The 20,298-nt window shown below is 61.6% G+C and carries 17 protein-coding genes; 6 read left to right on the top strand and 11 right to left on the bottom strand.

The genetic code is table 11. The features are described 5' to 3' along the window. Positions 1-9: 9 nt before the first annotated feature. The 7 genes from kdpE to GTP23_RS01770 all read right to left on the bottom strand — a co-directional run bounded on the left by kdpE (position 10) and on the right by GTP23_RS01770 (position 9,250). On the bottom strand, positions 10-711 hold the full coding sequence (gene kdpE / locus GTP23_RS01800) for a two-component system response regulator KdpE (protein ID WP_161033613.1): 702 nt from the start codon (positions 709-711) through the stop codon (positions 10-12). A 4-nt stretch (positions 712-715) separates the two neighbouring features. Next, entirely contained in the window at positions 716-3,520 is a 2,805-nt protein-coding gene (locus GTP23_RS01795; protein ID WP_161033612.1) for a DUF4118 domain-containing protein, read from the bottom strand. A gap of 23 nt (positions 3,521-3,543) precedes the next feature. After that, the gene (kdpC, locus tag GTP23_RS01790; protein WP_161033611.1) at positions 3,544-4,194 is read right to left on the bottom strand and encodes a potassium-transporting ATPase subunit KdpC; all 651 of its coding nucleotides are present in this window, start codon (positions 4,192-4,194) and stop codon (positions 3,544-3,546) included. A gap of 12 nt (positions 4,195-4,206) precedes the next feature. After that, complete coding sequence (gene kdpB / locus GTP23_RS01785; RefSeq protein WP_161034587.1) at positions 4,207-6,318, bottom strand: potassium-transporting ATPase subunit KdpB; 2,112 nt, start codon at positions 6,316-6,318, stop codon at positions 4,207-4,209. 42 nt (positions 6,319-6,360) lie between these two features. After that, complete coding sequence (kdpA, locus tag GTP23_RS01780) at positions 6,361-8,178, bottom strand: potassium-transporting ATPase subunit KdpA (RefSeq protein WP_161033610.1); 1,818 nt, start codon at positions 8,176-8,178, stop codon at positions 6,361-6,363. A 1-nt stretch (position 8,179) separates the two neighbouring features. Beyond that, complete coding sequence (locus tag GTP23_RS01775; RefSeq protein ID WP_161033609.1) at positions 8,180-8,269, bottom strand: potassium-transporting ATPase subunit F; 90 nt, start codon at positions 8,267-8,269, stop codon at positions 8,180-8,182. 219 nt (positions 8,270-8,488) lie between these two features. Further along, on the bottom strand, positions 8,489-9,250 hold the full coding sequence (locus tag GTP23_RS01770; RefSeq protein ID WP_161033608.1) for a TorF family putative porin: 762 nt from the start codon (positions 9,248-9,250) through the stop codon (positions 8,489-8,491). Positions 9,251-9,616: 366 nt separating this feature from the next. Here GTP23_RS01770 and GTP23_RS01765 point away from each other — a divergent pair, with 366 nt between their 5' ends. Next, positions 9,617-10,177, top strand: a complete 561-nt coding sequence (locus tag GTP23_RS01765; RefSeq protein ID WP_161033607.1) for a hypothetical protein — start codon at positions 9,617-9,619, stop codon at positions 10,175-10,177. Positions 10,178-10,212: 35 nt separating this feature from the next. On the opposite strand, the gene GTP23_RS01760 is transcribed toward GTP23_RS01765, so the two are convergent. Both GTP23_RS01760 and GTP23_RS01755 read right to left on the bottom strand, forming a co-directional pair. After that, positions 10,213-10,869 (bottom strand): ParA family partition ATPase, encoded by a 657-nt coding sequence (locus tag GTP23_RS01760; protein WP_161033606.1) that lies wholly within the window; start codon positions 10,867-10,869, stop codon positions 10,213-10,215. Further along, positions 10,866-11,192 carry a hypothetical protein gene (locus GTP23_RS01755; RefSeq protein WP_161033605.1) on the bottom strand — a complete coding sequence of 109 codons (327 nt, stop codon included), beginning with the start codon at positions 11,190-11,192 and terminating at the stop codon, positions 10,866-10,868. The genes GTP23_RS01760 and GTP23_RS01755 overlap by 4 nt, the downstream gene beginning before the upstream one ends. A gap of 214 nt (positions 11,193-11,406) precedes the next feature. On the opposite strand from GTP23_RS01755, the gene GTP23_RS01750 reads away from it, so the two are divergent. From GTP23_RS01750 to GTP23_RS01730, 5 genes are all read left to right on the top strand, one after another. After that, positions 11,407-13,404, top strand: coding sequence for a DNA topoisomerase IV subunit B (locus GTP23_RS01750; protein WP_161033604.1), 1,998 nt, complete (start codon positions 11,407-11,409; stop codon positions 13,402-13,404). A 12-nt stretch (positions 13,405-13,416) separates the two neighbouring features. Further along, positions 13,417-16,050, top strand: coding sequence for a DNA topoisomerase IV subunit A (gene parC, locus GTP23_RS01745; protein WP_229255889.1), 2,634 nt, complete (start codon positions 13,417-13,419; stop codon positions 16,048-16,050). A 214-nt stretch (positions 16,051-16,264) separates the two neighbouring features. Beyond that, a complete protein-coding gene (locus GTP23_RS01740) occupies positions 16,265-16,837 on the top strand; it encodes a hydrogenase expression/formation protein (RefSeq protein ID WP_161033603.1) in 573 nt (190 codons plus the stop codon). A 97-nt stretch (positions 16,838-16,934) separates the two neighbouring features. Beyond that, entirely contained in the window at positions 16,935-17,135 is a 201-nt protein-coding gene (locus GTP23_RS01735) for a hypothetical protein (protein WP_161033602.1), read from the top strand. A gap of 24 nt (positions 17,136-17,159) precedes the next feature. Next, on the top strand, positions 17,160-17,432 hold the full coding sequence (locus GTP23_RS01730; RefSeq protein ID WP_161033601.1) for a hypothetical protein: 273 nt from the start codon (positions 17,160-17,162) through the stop codon (positions 17,430-17,432). Positions 17,433-17,481: 49 nt separating this feature from the next. On the opposite strand, the gene GTP23_RS01725 is transcribed toward GTP23_RS01730, so the two are convergent. Then, positions 17,482-18,972, bottom strand: a complete 1,491-nt coding sequence (locus GTP23_RS01725; protein WP_161033600.1) for an IgA Peptidase M64 — start codon at positions 18,970-18,972, stop codon at positions 17,482-17,484. Positions 18,973-19,045: 73 nt separating this feature from the next. Further along, positions 19,046-20,278, bottom strand: coding sequence for a cyanophycinase (locus tag GTP23_RS01720; protein WP_229255888.1), 1,233 nt, complete (start codon positions 20,276-20,278; stop codon positions 19,046-19,048). Between the last annotated feature and the right edge of the window lie 20 nt (positions 20,279-20,298).

Genomic DNA, 20,298 nt, shown 5'->3' with positions numbered 1-20,298 from the left:
CAACCGGCCTTATTCGGCAGGCAGTTGCAGACGGTAGCCCACTGCCGTTTCTGTCAGCAGGTAGCGCGGCTGGGCCGGATCGGCTTCCAGCTTGTGGCGCAGATGGCCCATGTAGATGCGCAGATAGTGGCCATTCTCCGACTGCGACGGCCCCCACACGGCACGCAATAGCTGGACATTCGTCATCACCCGCCCGGCATTGGAGACCAGCACGGACAGCAAGCGGAATTCGGTCGGCGTCAGATGCACGGGCTGGCCAGCGCGCAGCACGCGGCGATCCTTGATATCGACCGATACATCGCCGAAGCGCACCAGTCCCGCAGCATCGGCCAGCGGCTGGCGCTGGCGGCGCAAGGTGGCGCGCACCCGTGCCAGCAGCTCGCCCACTCCGAACGGCTTGGTCAGATAGTCATCGGCACCGGCATCAAGGGCAGCAATCTTGTCACCCTCGCTAACGCGTGCCGACAGCACGATGATCGGCACTTGCGACCATTTGCGCACATCGCTGATAAAGCTGTTGCCATCGCCATCGGGCAGGCCCAGATCCAGCACGATCAGATCGGGCTTGCGGGTGCCGGCATCGATCAGCCCGCGCTGCAACGACGCGGCTTCATGCACCTGCCAGCCCTCTTCTTCCAGCGCGGCGCGCACGAAGCGGCGTATCTGTGGCTCGTCTTCGACGAGCAAGGCAGTCGGGGATGGTTCACTCATGATTTCAGGATTCCTGTGTTACTGCGGGGGCATCGAGGTCCGGCTCTGGCGGCAACGGTGGCGTGCCCAGTGGCAGGGTAAATTCGAAACCGGCACCGCCCAGTGGTGACGCCACGGCCGCTATCCGGCCGCCGTGGGCTTCGATGATGGCACGGCAGATCGCCAGCCCCAGCCCCACGCCCGGCTTGGCCGATTCGCGCTCGCCACGGGTAAATTTTTCAAACAGCATTTCCTCGCGGCCGGCCGGCAGACCGGGGCCATCATCGCATACGCTGACGCGTAGCTCGCTGCCACGCGCCAGCGCCGACAGCACGATGTGCGAGCCGGCCGGCGTATATTTGGCCGCATTTTCCAGTAGATTGCACAGCACGCGCTCGATCAGCACGGCGTCGAACTGTACCAGTGGTAGATCGGCCGGCAGGCGCGTCACCACCGTATGCTCGCGTAACTGCGAAGCACTGGCGCGCAGCGCGCTGCCCGCCACCTCTTCCAGTGCCTGCCACTGCAGGTTGAATTTCACTTCGCCGCTCTGGATGCGCGCCATGTCCAGCAAATTGGCCACCAGAGTGCTCATGCGCAGCGCCTCCTCATGCAGCGCAACAGCGGTGCGCTGCTGCGCCTCGGCCAGAGCGGGACGCGCCACTGTTAGCGACTCGGATAGGCCGACCAGGGATGTCAGCGGCGTACGCAGGTCATGCGATAGCGCCGCCAGCAAAGAGTTGCGCAGACGTTCAGACTCCATGTTCACCAGCGCATTCTGCGCCACCTCGATGTAATGCACGCGTTCCAGCGCAATTGCGGCCAGTGCGGCAAAGGTATCGAGCTGCTGGCGCTGCTCGGGTATCAGTATCCAGCGCCGGTGCTGCGGCTCGATAGCCAGTACACCGCGCGTGCGCATGGGCGCCACCAGCGGCAGATAGAAGATACGGCTGGCCGGCAGGGTATCGGTGCCCAGACCGGCATTTTCAGCGCGGTCAAAGGCCCACTGGGCGATCGCCATATCCAGCAGCGCTCCATGGCGGTAGGTCGCGGCATCGGCAGTGCTGAATCGTGGCGTCTGCAAGCGGCCCTGCTCATCCGGCACGATCAGGGTTGCGCGGGCGCGGAAGGCTTGCTGTATAGCCCGATGGGTGATCTCGAATATCTGTTCGGTCTGCAAAGCACCGGACAGCTCGCGGGAAAATTCGTACAGCGCGCGTGAACGCGCTTCGCGGTTGGAAGCCACGCGCGCCTGAAAGCGCAAGTCCGAAGTCAGGTGGCCGGTGAACAGCCCGACCACCAGCATCACCACAAAGGTAATCAGATACTGGAAGTCCGATACGGCAAAGTCGAAGCGTGGCGGCACGAAAAAGAAATCGAAGCAGGCCACGCTGACACAGGTCGCCAGCACCGATGGCCCGCGCCCGAAGCGCCACGCCACCAGCACCACCACCAGCAGGAACAGCATGGCGATATTGGCCAGATCCAGCCAGGCCAGCAACGGCGTGGTGGCCAGGGCGGTGCACAGACTGGCCACAGCCGCCCACACATAGCCCTGCATACGGCGCCACTGCCCTGCACCATCGCCAGCTTCCTGGGCTTCATCCAGATCCGGCACGCCGCGCTGGCGGGTCTTGTCATCAGCGCCGTCGCGACCTGCTGGCGCACTGTGCGGACTGACGGCGCCGATCTCGATCAGGTCCAGATCCCCCGCCAGCGCAGCGATGCGCTTGTTATGGCTGCTGCGCCAGGGCCAGCTACGGTGCGCCCGCCCCAGCACGATCTTGGACAGATTATGGCTGCGCGCATATTCGACGGCAGCGGCAGCAATATCGTGGGCGGATAGCACGGCTGTCACGGCGCCCAGTTCCTCGGCCAGCTTCAGCGTTCTGAGTATCTGCTCCCGCTGGCCTGCGGGCAGCCGCTGCAATGCCGGTGTCTCGACATAGATGGCATGCCACGCCGTGCCCAGCTGACCAGCCAGCCGCGCCGTGCTGCGCACCGTGTGCTCGCCACCGGGACGATGTCCCACACAGGCCAGCAGGGCCGCGCCGGTTTTCCAGATGGCGTTGATGGACTGCTCGACCCGATAGGCACGCACATCATCCTCGATGCGGTCGGCCGTGCGGCGCAGCGCCAGCTCGCGCAGCGCAATCAGGTTCCCCTTGCGGAAGAAATTGCGCGCGGCCCGTTCTGCCTGCGCCGGCTGATACACCCGCCCGCTTTTCAGCCGTGCCAGCAGTTCGTCGGCCGGGATATCGACCAGCACCACTTCGTCCGCCAGATCGAAGACGGTATCGGGCACGGTTTCGCTGACGCGGATATTGGTGATGCCGCCCACCACGTCATTCAGGCTTTCCAGATGCTGCACGTTGACGGTGGTGAACACGTCGATGCCCGCATCGAGCAATTCTTCGATATCCTGCCAGCGTTTGGGATGGCGCGAACCGGGCGCATTGGAGTGCGCCAGCTCGTCTATCAGTATCAGGTCGGGATGCTGTTCCAGTGCCCCATCGATATCGAATTCGGCGATGCTTTTGCCGCGATAGGCCAGCTGCCGCAAGGGCAGCAGCGGCAGGCCTTCCAGCATGGCCGCCGTTTCGCTACGGCCGTGGGTTTCCACCACCCCCACCAGCAGTGCGGGAGCCTGGCCGGCAGCCAGCAGCTTGCGCGCCGCAGCCAGCATCGCATAGGTTTTGCCCACGCCGGCCGAAGCGCCGAAATAGATGCGTAATTTACCGCGCGCCGCCTTGCGCTCCTGCGCCTGCATCTGCGCCAGTAGCGCATCCGGGTCGGGGCGGTCGGACCGCTGCTTATCGCTAGAGAACATGGAACAGCATTTTACGCTAGCTTTCAGTGCTGCACAGGCAGCGCCGCAGCTACCTGCGTCTGCGCCACCAGCCTGCTACGCCCGGCATCAAGTGCCAGGTTCAGCGCCAGTACATTGACCCGTGGCTCGCCGAAGAAGCCCAGCAACTGGTCCTGACGGTGCTGCTCGACCAGATCGCGCACCCGGGCCGGATCCAGCCGGCGTGCCGCCGCTACGCGCGGCACCTGATACAGGGCGGCCGCCACGCTGATCTCGGGATCCAGACCGGAAGCCGACGCCGTCACCAGATCGACCGGGACGGGATCGGACGATGGCGCGATGCCGACTACCGCCGCGCCGGCATGCAGCGCCGCGATCCGGCCTTTGACTGCATCGGCCAGGGCCGGATTGGTCGGTCCCTGATTGGCGCCGGAAGAACCGGCAGCGTTGTTGGGCATCGGCGCGGTCGCCGATGGACGGCTCCAGAAGTACTGCGGCGCCGAAAATGCCTGACCTATCAGGCTGGAGCCAACCGTCCTGCCGTTCGCCTCGACCAGGCTACCAGCCGCCTTGACAGGGAACAGCAGCCCGACGAAACCACATACCACCAGCGGATACAGCACACCGCACAGCACGGACAGTAGCGCAAACAGCAGCACGGCGGGGCGCAGTTGCGATTGTTGAGAGGTAGTCATAGAGGCTCCTGATTAGACAAAGTTGAACATGGCGAGCAGCATGTCGATCAGCTTGATGCCGATGAAAGGCAGAACAATGCCGCCCACGCCATACAGCAGAATATTCCGGCGCAGCAGGGCCGCAGCTCCGATGGCGCGGTACTGCACACCTCTGAGCGCCAGCGGGATCAGGACCACGATGATCAGCGCGTTGAAGATCACGGCCGACATGATGGCCGAGGCCGGGCTGGCCAGATGCATGATGTCGAGCGACTTCAGGGCCGGATAAGTGCCCACGAAAGCGGCCGGAATAATGGCGAAATACTTGGCCACATCGTTCGCAATCGAGAAGGTGGTCAGCGAGCCGCGTGTCATCAGCATCTGCTTGCCGATCTCGACGATTTCCAGCAGCTTGGTCGGATTGGAATCCAGATCCACCATATTGCCGGCTTCCTTGGCTGCCTGCGTGCCGGAATTCATCGCTACTGCCACATCGGCCTGTGCCAGCGCCGGCGCGTCATTGGTGCCGTCGCCCGTCATCGCCACCAGCCGGCCTTCGGCCTGATACTGGCGTATCAGTTTCAGCTTGTCTTCCGGCGTGGCTTCGGCCAGGAAGTCGTCCACGCCCGCTTCGGCAGCAATGGTGGCAGCCGTCAGCTTGTTATCGCCGGTGATCATCACGGTTTTGATGCCCATGCGGCGCAGTTCGGCAAACCGCTCCTTGATACCGCCTTTGACGATGTCCTTCAGTTCGATCACACCCAGCACGCGGCCAGCATCGGCCACTACCAGCGGGGTCGAACCGCGCCGCGAAATGTCTTCCACGCTATGTGCCACTTCGGACGGGAACGGCTGGCCCTGCGCTTCGACATATTTGCGCACGGCGTCTGCCGCGCCCTTGCGCACTTCGCGCACGGCACCGCCTTCCAGCGGAATATCCACGCCGCTCATACGGGTGGCGGCGGCAAACGGCACAAAGTGGGCATGCAGGCTTTCCAGCGCCCGCTCGCGGAGATTGAACCTGTTCTTGGCCAGCACCACGATGGAACGGCCCTCGGGTGTTTCATCGGCCAGCGAAGCCAGCTGGGCCACGTCGGCCAGTTGCTGTTCGCTCACGCCCAGCGCCGGCACAAAGCTGGCGGCCTGACGGTTACCCAGCGTGATGGTGCCGGTTTTATCGAGCAGCAGCACGTCCACGTCACCAGCTGCTTCCACGGCACGGCCGGAGGTGGCAATCACGTTGGCCTGCATCATGCGGCTCATGCCCGCCACACCGATAGCGGACAGCAGGCCGCCTATGGTGGTCGGAATCAAACACACCAGCAGGGCGATCAGCACGGTGATGGAAATCGGCGAACTGGCCAGACCGGCCGCTCTGGCAGCCTCCACCGAGAACAGCGAGAATGGCAGCAGGGTGACCGTCACCACCAGAAACACAATGGTCAGCGCCACCAGCAGTATGGTCAGGGCGATTTCATTGGGTGTTTTCTGGCGCTTGGCGCCTTCCACCATGGCGATCATGCGGTCCAGGAAGGTTTCACCGGGATTGGCCGTGACTTTCACGATCAGCCAGTCCGACAGCACGCGGGTGCCGCCCGTAACGGACGAAAAGTCACCGCCCGATTCGCGGATCACCGGCGCCGATTCGCCCGTAATGGCCGATTCATCGACCGATGCCACGCCTTCGATGACTTCGCCGTCGATAGGTATCACGTCACCGGCTTCCACCAGTATGACATTCCCTTTGCGCAGATCGGTGGCCGACTGCGGCAGCCAGCTCGCGCCATGCCTCGGCATGGACAGCTTCTTGGCCATCACGGTCTGTTTCAGGCTGCGCAGCGAAGCTGCCTGCGCCTTGCTGCGCCCTTCTGCCAGCGCTTCGGCAAAGTTAGCGAACAGCACAGTGAACCAGAGCCAGATCGAAGTCGCCAGTATGAAGCCGAACGGGGCTTCGCCCTGACCGGAATAAGCCTGGACGGCCAGCGCCGATGTGATGATGCTGCTGACGAACACCACGAACATCACGGGACTGCGCAGCTGCACGCGGGGATGGAGCTTGCGGAACGCATCGACGATGGCAGGCATCACCAGTGTCGATTCGAACATGCTCAGCTTGCGGGCCGGCGGATTGGTAAATATGGTCATCTCTTTAGGGGATGCGGGAATATTAGACATCTTGAACTCCTCTTAATGCACGAACAGCTGCAAGTGTTCGACCACGGGGCCGAGCGCCAGCGCCGGCACGTAATTGAGCACGCCGACCAGTGTTACCACTGCAATCAGCAGGCCGATAAAAATCGGGCCGTGGGTAGGCATGGTGCCGGCATTGACTTCCAGCCGCTGCTTGCGCGCCAGCGAACCGGCGATGGCCAGTATCGGAATAATCATGGCGAAGCGACCGAACCACATGGCGATGCCCAGCATAAGGTTGTAGAACGGCGTATTAGCCGACAGACCGGCGAAGGCGCTGCCGTTGTTATTGGCCGCCGAACTGAAGGCATACAGAATCTCCGAGAAGCCATGTGCACCGGGGTTGGCGATACCGGCCTTGCCCGCGTCGCACAGCACAGCGATGGCAGTACCTGCCAGCACCAGCGTGGGCGTTACCAGTATCGCGATCGAAGTCATCTTCATTTCATACGACTGGATCTTCTTGCCCAGATATTCAGGCGTACGGCCTATCATCAGGCCGGCGATGAACACTGCCATGATGGCGAAGATCAGCATGCCGTACAGGCCGGAGCCGACGCCGCCGAAAATCACTTCGCCGAACTGGATCAGCAGCATGGGCACCATGCCGCCCAGCGGCAGGAAGGAGTCGTGCATGGCATTCACGGCGCCGCAGGATGCTGCCGTAGTTACCGCCGCGAACAGCGTGGAAGCACTGATGCCGAAACGGGTCTCCTTGCCTTCCATATAGCCGCCCGACTGCAGCATACTTATGTTCTGGTCCACATTGAGCGCCTGTAGCACAGGGTGGGCCTGCTGTTCAGAACTCATCACCACCAGCGTCATTACTGTGAACAAGGTAGTCATGGCCGCTAGCACTGCCCAGCCCTGACGCCGGTCGCCTACCATGCGGCCAAAGCTGAAGCACAGCGCGGCCGGAATGATGAAGATAGCGATCATCTGAAAGAAGTTGCTCAGCGCCGTAGGATTTTCGTAGGGATGTGCCGAGTTAGCGTTAAAGAAGCCACCGCCATTGGTGCCCAGCATCTTGATGGCTTCCTGAGAAGCGACCGGCCCCATGGCGATGATCTGCTTGTCCGTGGTAAGAGTTTCCGTGACAGGCTGGCCCTGGGCGTCCAGCAGCGGCTGGCCATCAGGCCCCGTTTTAGGCTGGGTGTAAGTGACGGGATCAAGCAAGCTCACTTCCTGATAGGCAGAAAAGTTCTGGATCACGCCCTGGCTGCCAAGGAATACGGCAAACACTAGCGACAGCGGCAGCAGCACATACAGGGTAGCGCGTGTCACATCGGCCCAGAAATTACCGATAGAGCTGGCCGAGCGGGCCGCGAAACCGCGGATCAGGGCAAACGCCACGGCGATGCCGGTGGCCGCCGAGAAGAAGTTCTGACAAGTCAGCGCCAGCATCTGGGTCAGGTAGCTCATGGTCTGCTCACCGCTATAGCCCTGCCAGTTGGTATTGGCAACAAAGCTGATGGCGGTATTGAAGGCCGAATCCGGCGAGACGTTAGGCAGTGCCTGCGGATTGAGCGGCAGCCATTGCTGCAAGCGCTGCAGTGCATAGACGAACAGCGCCCCCAGGCTATTAAACAGCATCAGCGAAATGGCAAACGCCTTCCAGCTCTGGCCCACGGCCATGCCATCCTTGGTCTGCACACCGGCCATGCGGTATAGCAGATGTTCGACCTTGCCCAGCCAGCTCAGGCCCGGCACCGCAGCGCCCTGTCCCACGCGGGTCAGCACTATGCCCAGCGGATAAGCCAGTGCCAGTAGCACCAGCAGGAATACGACTAGCAGTACAACCGATTGCGTGCTCATATCAGAGATCCTCCGCTTTCAGCAATGCCAGCACCAGATACACCAGCAGGCCGGCGGCCGTCAGCGCACCGATCACATAAAAGCTGTTCATTGTTTGTCCTCCAGCCGCGCGCACGCGCCGGCAAAGCCGATAATGCTGGCCAAAAATGCCAGCAATAAACCTATATACAGAACGTCCATGGTTTCCCCTTCAAAGCTCGTTTTGCGATAGCTGCAAGATTAGCGAGCCTGATCTAAAGATTTTGTAAAGACTGGCGGGGCGGGTGTAAACAAAGTGTAAAAAACGCCGGAATCCGCCCCGCTGCGAGGCTTAGAAGGTCTTGCTGACACTCAGCAGCAAGGCGTTCTTACCGAGGAACTTGCCATTCGCTGGCGAAGCGTAGGCGGTGCTGCTGGCGTTGGTCGCAACCCATGCCAGTGCCACCGTGGCGACGCCGAAGTCCTTGGTGACGCCCAGTTTCCAGTCGGTATAACTGGCCGCGTCGTTGCCGCGCACCTTCTGCCGGCCCGCATGCAGATTGGCGCTCAGACCGTCGCCCAGATCAAAGTTGGCGCCCAGATCCAGATAGCCACTGTTCTTGCTGTCAGCGTAACCGAACAGATTCGTCACAGCGTGCGAGTATTTGAGATAGACGGGACCATAGCCCAGCTGGCCATAGATTTCCGTGGTATTCGCATTGGCCATGCCGGCCACGTGACCCAGGCCATTATTCGCATACAAATAGCCCAGCACACCCACGTCATAGGCCAGATCGTCGCTCAAGCTGCCACGCTTGCCTGCATACAGATCCCATTCGATGCTGCCGTCGCCGCCGGCATCCTTGGTCCATTTGATGGTCGACAGCCAGGTGCCGGCATACACGCCGGTGGGATTGTTGGTGTAGTCGAAGCCGCCCTGCAGCGCAGGCTTGAGGCGGGTTTGCGAAATGCCGCGATAGCGGTAATCGCTGACGACAGCGGCATTGAAGCTGGTTTCATGGTCAGGCTTGACGGCAGGCGCGGCCTCGTCGGCACGGGCAGTGGTGCTGGCGCAAGCGGCCAGAATCGCGGTAGCGAGTAATACGTGTTTCATGATTTCCCCTCTGTAGTAACGATGCGTTCAATACCCGGTATCGGGTGTAGGCAGCAGGTTATCGGGGAGGGTCTAAAGTTGGTGTAAAGACTTGGCGCCGTACTGTAAACAAAGCGTAAACAGCACGTTTCTGCTCGGTTCAGCGCGCTGCCCTGGCATGCCCCGTTTATGCGGAATTTACAGTGCGCAGGCAAATATTTAGAACATCTTTACAGGCGGCGTCCTAAGCTGGGCGGTATTACCACTACCGGAAAATCGTATGCCGAAATTACCGCCTCATGGTGTTACGGAATGCACGCCTACCCGCTTGCGCCAGCCTTGCCCTGTCTTGCTGCCGGTGCGGGTTCACAGCACTAAGGAGGCATCGTGATTATTGCTCTCATCAGCGCTGATGCCGGCGCAGCCACCGATCTCGCCCAGCAACTGGCCCTGCTACGTCTATACGAAGGGCGCCACGTACTACTGCTTACCTCGCGCCGCCCGCATGGCATGCGCCCCCGTGTGCCCTATGACGACATCGTGATCGCTAGCGGCACCATCAGCGGCGATGCCGAAGCACTGGCGCTTTCCATGGCCAGCGTGATCATCGTTCTGATAACGCCGGATGAACTACAACAGCGCCAGCCAGGCACACTGCTCGCCAGAGTGCACGCGGCCATCCGCCTCAATCCCACAGCCCGCGTACTGGTCTCGGTGGCACATGGCACGCGCAACCTGAGTGCGCGGGAAGTGGGCAGTATTCTGGTGTTTGTTGCGCAACTGGCGCCGGCCCGATTGGCCGAACAATGGGTGCTTGATGAACAAGGCGGCTACCATACCCGCCACAGTACCCGGGTACGCGCAGATCAAGAGAGTGAGCAGGTATTGTGTGCGCCGGAAGTACGCTATCTCTACCGTCAGGTGTTCCACGGCGTATCAGTGGAATAGTGCTGCACACCATCCCGCGGGCGCGGGATGGCGCTTCAGGCAGCAACGGCAAGGCGATGAACCACGAAGACTTCGCGGTACAGCTCTTTCATTTCTGCGGCCGCATGGGGGGCACGCTCGGGCACCTCGCAAACACACTGGGCATCCGGCCCGCCCAGCGCATCGGCATGCAATACGGTATGGGCCAGACTGGCCGCCATCACGTGGCTGACGTAATTGCGGATGGCGGCCAGCTCGGCCCTGGCGGGAGCACCGCCATCGCCTATGATTACAAACAGCACCCGCAAACGGGGGTTGAACATGCGCGCCGCATTGAGACGGGCAATCAAAGGGTAGTGGCGGCCCAGATCCACCTGATCGGCACGTATGGGGACTACCACCGTAGCAGCCGCTATCAGAGCCGCCCGGCTGGCAGGACTGTCACAGCCTTCCGTGTGCAGCACAATATCGTGGCAGCTGCGCTGCAACGGCGCTATGCGCACGCCTAGCTCACCGCCGAGTATGGTCTGCTGCAGCAGCCTGGGCTTGAGGCCATCGCCCTGGCGCTGCTGCGCCCAGCGGCTGACGGCTTGCTGCGGGTCTGCTTCCAGCAACAGCACACGGCGTCCGGCGCGGGCGCGCAGCAAAGCCAGATTCAAGGCAAGCAAGGTGCGGGCGGGCGCGTCCCCCTGCCCGGCAATCGCGACGATCATACGGACTCCCCCGATGCAGCATGCGCTGGCAGCACGGTGCAGCGGCCAAATTCCGCCGCCGGCAGGCGCTGCATGACGGTTTCCATAATATGCCGGACTAGCGTTTCGGTGACGCATAACCAGACTTTCATGCGCGCGCCATGCTCACAGGCTTCGATGCGCATGAATTGCAGGGCATCGCCACAGACCTGTATCACCGTCTGGCGCAGGGTGGACAGCGCGGCCGTATCGACCGTCATGTGCATCAAGCGCAGCGCCGCTGGCGCCGGTTTGCGCCATATCGAAGGACGCTGGGCCGGTCTGGTGTGGAAAAAAGCGTGCATCGTTCCCCCTCTAAACTGTGGCTAGGCATGCAAACAGCTTAGCGGGAGCGTCGTAAAAACGGCCTAAAAAGGTATCGCCGCCCCGTAAACATCGTGTATAAATTAGCGCGCACCGATTTTTTGCCGCGATTGACGTCAGTTGAGGATAGAATACGCAAACGTTCGCACAAAACTGTATATAAACACAGTAATTAAATTATCAGCTTGATCACGTATGGCCACTAAAAAACCCGTTTCCGACTATAGCGAATCCTCTATCCGCGTCCTCAAGGGACTGGAACCAGTCAAGCAACGTCCGGGCATGTACACCCGCACCGAGAACCCGCTGCACATCATTCAGGAAGTCATAGACAATGCCTCCGACGAAGCGCTCGGTGGCCATTGCAAGAATATTATCGTCACGCAGAATGCCGACGGCAGCATCACGGTAGAGGATGATGGCCGTGGTATTCCCGTCGGCCTGCATCCCGATGAAGGTGTGCCGACGGTGGAAATCGTCTTCACCCGTTTGCACGCGGGCGGCAAGTTCGACAAAGGTTCGGGCGGCGCCTATGCCTTCTCCGGCGGTCTGCACGGCGTTGGCGTATCGGTCACCAATGCGCTGTCCAAGCGGCTGGAGATCACCGTATGGCGCAAGGAGCCGGACGGCACCGGCCTGCACAAGCTGGCTTTCGAACATGGCGACGTGGTGGAACCGCTGGCTTCCGTGGTAGCGCCGCGCGACGGCAAGAAATCCGGTACCCGCGTCACGGCATGGCCCGATGGTAAATACTTCGATTCGCCGAATATCTCGCAAGTCGAGCTGCAACGCCTGCTGCGCTCCAAGGCCGTGCTGCTGCCCGGCGTTTCCGTCACGCTGAACAACGGCAAGACGGGCGAATCGCAGACGTGGAAATACGACGACGGCCTGCGCGGCTATCTGACCGAAACGCTGGCCCAGACGGGCAACGGCGAAACCCTGATTCCCCTGTTCGAGGGCGCGCAGTTCGCCGGTCCCGACGCGGAAGGCTTTGCCGAAGGCGAAGGCGCGGCATGGGTGGTGGCGTGGACCGAAGAAGGCGCCATCGTGCGCGAATCCTACGTCAACCTGATCCCTACTGTCAGCGGCGGCACCCACGAATCGGGCCTGCGCGACGGTCTGTATGGCGCCGTGAAGAGCTTCGTCGAACTGCACTCGCTGCTGCCGAAAGGCGTCAAGCTGCTGCCGGAAGACGTGTTTGCCCGCGTCTCTTTCGTGCTGTCGGCCAAAGTGCTGGACCCGCAATTCCAGGGCCAGACCAAGGAACGTCTGAACTCGCGCGATGCCGTGCGTCTGGTCTCGACCTTCTCCAAGCCGGCACTGGAACTGTGGCTCAACCAGCACGTTGACCACGGCAAGAAGCTGGCCGAACTGGTGATCAAACAGGCGCAATCGCGTCTGCGCTCGCTGCAGAAAGTCGAAAAGAAAAAATCCTCGGGCGTGGCAGTTTTGCCGGGCAAGCTGACGGATTGCGAATCGTCCGACGTGACCCGCACCGAACTATTCCTCGTCGAGGGTGATTCGGCAGGCGGCTCGGCCAAGATGGGCCGCGACAAGGAATTCCAGGCCATTCTGCCGCTGCGCGGCAAGGTGCTGAACTCGTGGGAGACCGACCGCGACCGTCTGTTTGCCAACAACGAGATTCACGACATCGCCGTGGCGATCGGCGTCGATCCGCACACGGCCACCAGCACGCCGGACCTGAGCGGTCTGCGCTATGGCAAAATCTGCATCCTCTCCGATGCGGACGTGGACGGCTCGCACATACAGGTGCTGCTGCTGACACTGTTCTTCCGCCACTTCCCTGCACTGATCGCCAACGGGAATATCTGCATCGCCCGTCCGCCGCTATACCGTGTGGATGCACCGGCACGCGGCAAGAAGCCTATCCAGAAGCTGTATGCACTCGATGACGGCGAACTGACCGCCATCGAAGACAAGCTGCGCAAGGATGGCCTGAAAGAAGGCGCATGGTCGATCTCGCGCTTCAAAGGTCTGGGTGAAATGAACGCCGAACAGCTGTGGGAAACCACCATGAATCCCGATACGCGCCGTCTGCTGCCGGTCGCGCTGGGGGGCTTCGGCCTGACGGAAGCTTCGTCCCGCTTCAATATGCTGATGGGTAAAGGCGAAGCCGCTGCCCGTCGCGCATGGATCGAAGAACATGGTAACGAAGCCGACGCCGATATCTAACTATTACTGATCATGACTCAAGCAAATCTCTTTGACGAACCGGCCAACGAGCCGGCCGCAAACAGCAGCACGTCCGCCAGCACGGCCGGCGCGCCTGCCCACAAAGCCGCGGCAGCACCTGCTGCCGCAGAAGGCGATCTGTTCGAAGGCAGCAGCGCAGTAGCGCTGGCCGAGGACGACAGCAGCGACAGCGCACTGGAAAGCGGCGTGGCCGACGCCAGCAATGGTGGCCACGGTAATGGTGATGACCAAAGCGGCGACGCTGGCGCTGGCGGAAATGGCGGCGGTGACGACGACAGCAGCGGTAATGGTGGCGGTGATGGTGGCAATGGCGGCGAAGACAACGGCGTGTTCGGCAACGGCGACGGTGGCGATGGCGGCGACTCCCTGACCCTGTCCACCTTCGCAGAACGCGCCTATCTCGATTACGCCATCTCGGTGGTCAAGGGCCGCGCCCTGCCCGACGTATGCGACGGCCAGAAGCCGGTACAGCGCCGCATTCTGTACGCGATGAACGAAATGGGCCTGAACTCCACCGCCAAGCCGCGCAAGTCGGCAACCGTGGTGGGTGACGTGCTCGGTAAGCTGCACCCGCACGGCGACCAGTCCGTGTACGACGCCATGGTGCGTATGGCGCAGGACTTCTCGCTGCGCTATCCGCTGATCGACGGTCAGGGTAACTTCGGCTCGCGCGACGGCGACGGTGCCGCAGCCATGCGATACACCGAAGCCCGTCTGACGCCGATTGCCAAGGTGCTGCTGGACGAAATCAATCTGGGCACGGTGGAATTCCAGGCCAACTACGACGGCTCGACGGAAGAACCGTCGCTGCTGCCAGCGCGCCTGCCTATGGTGCTGCTGAACGGCGCCTCCGGTATTGCTGTCGGTCTGGCGACGGAAATCCCGTCGCACAATCTGACCGAAGTGGCGCAGGCCACGGTGGCCATGATCAAGAACCCGAAGATCAGCCACAGCGAACTGATGGAACTGATCCCCGGTCCGGACTTCCCCGGCGGTGGCCAGATCATCACGCCTGCCTCGCAGATCAGCGATATGTACGCCACCGGCCGTGGCAGCATGAAGGTGCGGGCACGCTGGAAGATCGAAGAGCTGGCACGCGGCCAGTGGCAGGCCGTGGTGACGGAACTGCCGCCCGGTACGTCGGCCCAGAAGGTACTGGAAGAAATCGAAGAACTGACCAACCCGAAAATCAAACTGGGTAAGAAGACGCTGTCGCCGGAACAGCTGGCGCTGAAGTCGCTGATCCTCAATTCGCTCGATACCATCCGCGACGAATCGGGCCGCGCTGCGCCTGTGCGTCTGGTGTTCGAACCGAAGTCGAAGAATCAGGACCAGACCGAATTCATGCTGCTGTTGCTGGCGCATACCTCGCTGGAATCGTCGGCCTCCATCAATCTGGTGATGATAGGCGGCGATGGCCGTCCGCGCCAGAAGGGTCTGACCGAAATCCTGCAGGAGTGGATTACCTTCCGCTTCGCCACCGTGACCCGCCGCAGCCAGTACAAGCTGGGCAAGGTCGATGCGCGCATCCATATTCTGGAAGGCCGCGAGACGATTCTGCTGAATATCGATGAAGTCATCCACATCATCCGTAATTCGGACGAACCGAAAGCGGCGCTGATGGAACGTTTCCGTCTGTCGGAAATTCAGGCCGAGGATATTCTGGAAATCCGCTTGCGCCAGCTGGCCCGTCTGGAAGCCATCAAGATCCAGCAGGAGCTGGCCGAACTGCGCAAGGAAAAAGGCATCCTGCAGGACCTGCTGGACAACCCGAACTCGATGAAGCGCGCCATCATCAAGGAAATCGAAACGGACACCAAGCAGTATGGCGATGCGCGCCGTACCCTGATCGAAGAAGCCCAGAAAGCCGTGGTGGAACAGAAGGTGGTGGACGAGCCGGTCACCGTCATCATTTCGGAAAAAGGCTGGATACGCGCGCGCAGCGGCATCGGCCATGACTCGGCCCAGTTCACCTTCAAGGCAGGCGACAGCCTGTATGGCGCTTTCGAATGCCGCACGGTAGACCACCTGCTGGCCTTCGGCAGCAACGGCAAGATCTACTCCGTGCCGGTGGCAGCACTGCCGAACGCGCGTGGCGACGGCGTGCCGATTACTACCCTGATCGATCTGGCCAGCGGCACCCGCATCCTGCATTACTTCGCCGGTAGCGGCAGCACCCAGATGATGCTGACCACCAGCGCCGGCTTCGGCTTCGTGGCCAAGGCTGGCGATATGGTCAGCCGCATCAAGGGCGGCAAGAACTACATCACACTCGACGAAGGCGCGACGCCGTTGCCACCGGCCGTGATTCCCGATACGGCCAGCGCCGTGGCGGTACTGTCGGCCAATGCGCGCGTACTGGTATTCGGTCTGGACGAAATGAAGGTGCTGACCAACGGTGGCCGTGGCGTAATCCTGATGGAGCTGGAAGACAAGGAAACCCTGATCGCGGCCCAGCCTATCAGCCAGAAAGGTGTGATCGTGTCCGGCATAGGCCGTGGCGCCAAGCCGCAGGAAGAACGCCTGTCGGCATCGGCGCTGGCCGTCCACTTCGGCAAGCGCGCCCGTAAAGGCAAGGCACTGGCCACCAAACTCAAGCCCTCCACACTGACGCCTATCGTCTAGGCGCCCCGCCCCGCAATTGCAGCCCTTAGCCAGCAGCGCTAAGGGCTGCAGGTGAGAATTTACGCATTTCAAATTAGGCAATAATGCTATCCTAACAGGTATGGCCGGTTTCTCAGGAAAACCGGCCGGTCCGCTGACGACTGAACTGATGCGCCCAAGGGAGAAGATTGTGCTTAGCGGCTCTGCCAAAAGCTGATTATTCAGGAGCAGGAAAATGAAACGACTTGATTGCGCTGCCCTACTTCTGGCTGCGGCCAGTGTATTCAGCACCAGCGCGCCGGCAGCACCGGCCGCACCGGCACGCAGAGCGCCACCGGCGCAGTATGAAAACTGGGGCGTCTGTCCTTTCGAATGCTGCACCTATCGCGACTGGACGGCCACCGACAATATCCCCGTCTATCAGGACCGCAAAGCCGGTTCGGCGCTGGCATTCAGCCTGCGACGCGACGAAAAAGCCACTGCCCTGACGGGTGTCGTGGTCACGCAAAAAGCTGCCAGAATACGCATCGCCAGCGCCATGCAGGATGGCTATCTCGATGGCAAAGACGGGCCGCAGCTGTCGCTGAAACCGGGCGACATCGTGTACCTGCTGGCGCCACTGGGCGAAGGCGCTTTTCTGTTCTGGTATCAGGGCAAAGTCTATCGCAGCAGTCTGGAACTGGGCAGCCTGCCCACCATCAACGCCGAACAGGCCAGGATGGTCTGGTGGAAGCAGATCCGTAACAGTGCCGGTAAGAGTGGCTGGACGCGCTCCGATAAATTTGCCAACGCCGATGCCTGTGGCTGAATCGCGCCCGCCAGCGAGCACTGGTACCGGCTGAAGTTGCCATGTAGGATATTGAAATAATCAACTCCCGGCCGCCCCCCATCATCGAAGGATAACTATGAGCTCACTTACCGATATGTCGCCAGTACTGATACCCGTGATTGCCCTCCTGATACCCATCGCCAGCATTATTGCGTGGGCAGTGATCAAGGTTACCCGCCTCAACCTGCTGCACGAAACCATACGCCACATCAGTTCCACCGGCCAGCCGATTCCGCCGGAGCTGCTAGCCGAAATCGTCAGCAGCAAGCGCTCCTGATCCCAGAAACCTGTCAGGAATACAGTGCAATTAAAAATAGCTGTCCGCAGCGGTATAGAAGTCAAATGGACAGGCTGCAAACAGAACGGTCCGGTCTTCTATGGCGGCCCGCCGCCGGAAACCGGGGAATGGAAGCTGAGTATAAACAAGCTCGAAGACTACCTTGGCACAGGGCTGCGTAAGCGGTCCTTCGGCTCGTCGATCGAGACTTTTGTGCTCGGGTTCGATATTGCCGGCCTTTCCGCCGAAGTGGCGCGGCTACTGGCGCAGTGCCCTGTCGCCGAAATCACTGCATAGAGCAGCCTGAGAATTCAGGCCACTCCAGTTGCACCACGGGTCCGCTGAATTACTGCGCTGGCGGACGCGAATACAGATCGATGATGGTGCTGATCGCATCGGCACACACGGCGCAGAACTTCTCGCTGCGGTCGAACATGATGCACTGCATCTGCGGGCGGTAGTAACCGCTCGCTTCATAGTTGGCACCTTCGAACGCGCCTACCGAGTGGTAGTGCGGATCGGGCGTGAACAGCGCCGTGCTTTCGGCCAGATCTTTTTTGAACAGCGCACTCATTTCCGCTTCCGGACGCTGCGCAGCACGCAGGGCAGCACGCTCCTTCTGGTAGGCGCGCGAGGCCGTTTCATAAGTCTGCTTAGGCCATGGCGTCGGCAGCGGCGTGCCGGCCGCGACGAAGCGCTTCCACTTGATATGGTCCGGATCACGCAGCGCCGTGGCATTCGGCTCCCATGGTTCGGGACGGGCAGTACCCGACTGATAAGCCACCGGCGAGGTGTAGTACTCGTCGGCCAGCCCGGCGAAGTGGTGGCCGAATTCGTGCACGAACAGATAGTTGGCCCAGTCATTATTCGCTGCCGCCGTGCTGAACTGGCCGAAAATGCCGCCACCGCCATAGGTCTCGTTATTCACCAGAATTTCGATGAATTCGTAAGGCGCATACTGTGCCAGCTCGCGCAGGGCGCGGTTATCGGTGGTCAGCACATAGCGCTCGCTGCCGAAAATATCGTAGCGCGTGCCCAGTGGCGAAGCATGGTGCACGCCCGTCGATGGGCGCGACACGCCCGATTCCGCCGTCGGCAAGGCCAGTGCCCACACATTGAAGTCGCTGGCGCGCTCCTTGAAAGGCGAGGTGGCGAACAGGTGATCAGCCAGCTTGCGCGCACTGGCTTCGAACTTCGGCATCTCGGCAGCGGTGTAGCCATCGCCGACTATCAGCAGATCGACCTTCTGCGGCGACGGGCCGTTGACGCGGATCGCGATCGGCTTCACCGGCGCAGCTGGCAGCTTGCGCACGACATCCATAGCATCGCTATCGATTTCGGCAGTCCACACCACCGAGAAGGCATTACGGTCATCGCGCTTGAGGATGCGCACCCGCACCGGACGGTCCGGTTTGGGAAAGCGCACCGATTCCTGAAAACCGCGATTGGCATGCTGCGCTTCTTCGGTGGTGCGCCACTCGGCAAACACGGTGGAGAAGCCGCGCGAGTACAGCAGTTCGCCCGTCTTGCTGTCCACCACTTCGAGCATGTTGTTGCCACGGTTGGTATCGTCGATGGCGCGCCGCACATCGCCCGGCCATGGCAGCGGTTCGATCACGACCCGTTCGAGCGCGTAGTTCTCGTTCAGTGCATTCCCGCTATGCATATAGTCGACCCGCACGGTGGCCGGCTGCACAGCTTTGACGGAAGCGGCAGCAACGGCGGCGGCACTGGCCGCAGCTTGGGCAGTCAAGGGAACCAGTGCGGTCAGGCCGCAAGCCAGCGCCAGCGCACTGACCAGAGCACGCAGCGGCGTGCGGGAAGCAAACAGGGGCATGATCTTCCTATCGGAGTAAATGTGGCAGGCCATCATTCTAATCCGGCCCGCTGCGCAGCAGCATGCCCGCATGCTAGTTCTTTTGCAGCAGCGACTGGCCGATATCGAGCGGACGGATATCGAGCCGCATATTCAGGATGGAATAGCTTTGCAGCGCGGCCGAGGCATAGCCCACGCTATCGCGCGTTTTACTGAAAGTGAACTGGAAGCCCAGCTCCGGCAGCGGCGAATTGCGGCCGCTGGTGGCGATGCCTATGGCTTCGCTGCGGCGGTTGTTGATCAGGTTTTCCATCAGCTCCACCAGCGCATTGCGCGCCAGTATATCGGCCGAAAACACGGGCTGCGCCATCTGCACGGCACGGGCATCGAGCTTGCCGCCGGCCTTGGCCTGCGAAGGAATGAAGGTGTGACTGGCCAGATCGTAGCGGTCGCCCTTGTCCAGATAGCTGATCATGGCATTGGCCACATTGAAGCCGCCATGGCTGGCATCCGTGGTGGCGCGGCGCAGATCGACCAGCAGCGCACCACGGTGGCCGACAATCTCCACCTGACGGCGGCTGTCCACCACCATGGCCGTGTTCTCATCGATGCCCAGACCGAATTTATAACCCTTCTTGAGCATGGCGGGGATCATGCGGGCAAATCGTCCGCGCACGAGGAAGTGCTGGTCGACGAACACATCGTCGCCGATAAAGCCCAGTCCCGGCGCGATTTCGCGGCCGTCCGTCACGCCGGCGCGCAGCGCGGAAAACACGGGGCCGGGGGCATAGAACATGGTGCTGCTCATGATGGCGGCACCGGCGCTATTACCGGCCACCACACCGCCATTGCGGTATAGCTCCCACACGGCTTCCAGCACGGCGCTGCGGCTGCCATCCGGCCGCACCAGCGCCTGCGTGATGCGGGCCTGATCGCCACCGGCAAAGAACACGCCGCCCGCGCTGCGCACGGCTTCGGCCAGCTGCGGATCGTCGGCCACCTGACGGTAATCGCTATCGGCCAGCTTGACGGCCAGCGGCACCAGAAACGCATCGGCGCCATAGGCGCGGAAGCGCTCGACGATGGCAGCGCCCGCGGGCGCCGGATCAGCCGCTGCAGAGGGCAGCACCGCCAGCCGGGCACCGGGGCCACCGGCCAGCTGGACGATGCGCTGCCAGACTTCGGCGTTATCGGCCTGCAGATTACCGCCTATGATGACCAGCGAGCCCTTGGGCGCATCCGCTGCAGCCTGCGCTGCGCCGAACGGCACGGCCAGCATCAGTGCTGCCTGCGCTACTCTGTGCCACCATTTGTCCGCCCCGCGCATTGCCGCCTCCGCAAAGAAAA

The sequence above is a fragment of the Duganella fentianensis genome (assembly GCF_009857835.1).
GTDB classification, from domain to species: domain Bacteria; phylum Pseudomonadota; class Gammaproteobacteria; order Burkholderiales; family Burkholderiaceae_D; genus Rugamonas; species Rugamonas fentianensis.
This window is presented reverse-complemented; position numbering and strand designations above follow the sequence as displayed.

Coding starts and splice junctions, on each gene's coding strand:
- GTP23_RS01760 (WP_161033606.1), bottom strand. CDS start 10,869: ATGATCGTCGCGATTGCCGGGCAGGGGGACGCGCCCGCCCGCACCTTG.
- GTP23_RS01750 (WP_161033604.1), top strand. CDS start 11,407: ATGGCCACTAAAAAACCCGTTTCCGACTATAGCGAATCCTCTATCCGC.
- GTP23_RS01755 (WP_161033605.1), bottom strand. CDS start 11,192: ATGCACGCTTTTTTCCACACCAGACCGGCCCAGCGTCCTTCGATATGG.
- GTP23_RS01795 (WP_161033612.1), bottom strand. CDS start 3,520: ATGTTCTCTAGCGATAAGCAGCGGTCCGACCGCCCCGACCCGGATGCG.
- GTP23_RS01775 (WP_161033609.1), bottom strand. CDS start 8,269: ATGAACAGCTTTTATGTGATCGGTGCGCTGACGGCCGCCGGCCTGCTG.
- GTP23_RS01740 (WP_161033603.1), top strand. CDS start 16,265: ATGAAACGACTTGATTGCGCTGCCCTACTTCTGGCTGCGGCCAGTGTA.
- kdpC (WP_161033611.1), bottom strand. CDS start 4,194: ATGACTACCTCTCAACAATCGCAACTGCGCCCCGCCGTGCTGCTGTTT.
- GTP23_RS01735 (WP_161033602.1), top strand. CDS start 16,935: ATGAGCTCACTTACCGATATGTCGCCAGTACTGATACCCGTGATTGCC.
- GTP23_RS01725 (WP_161033600.1), bottom strand. CDS start 18,972: ATGCCCCTGTTTGCTTCCCGCACGCCGCTGCGTGCTCTGGTCAGTGCG.
- parC (WP_229255889.1), top strand. CDS start 13,417: ATGACTCAAGCAAATCTCTTTGACGAACCGGCCAACGAGCCGGCCGCA.
- GTP23_RS01720 (WP_229255888.1), bottom strand. CDS start 20,278: ATGCGCGGGGCGGACAAATGGTGGCACAGAGTAGCGCAGGCAGCACTG.
- kdpB (WP_161034587.1), bottom strand. CDS start 6,318: ATGACCATATTTACCAATCCGCCGGCCCGCAAGCTGAGCATGTTCGAA.
- GTP23_RS01770 (WP_161033608.1), bottom strand. CDS start 9,250: ATGAAACACGTATTACTCGCTACCGCGATTCTGGCCGCTTGCGCCAGC.
- kdpA (WP_161033610.1), bottom strand. CDS start 8,178: ATGAGCACGCAATCGGTTGTACTGCTAGTCGTATTCCTGCTGGTGCTA.
- kdpE (WP_161033613.1), bottom strand. CDS start 711: ATGAGTGAACCATCCCCGACTGCCTTGCTCGTCGAAGACGAGCCACAG.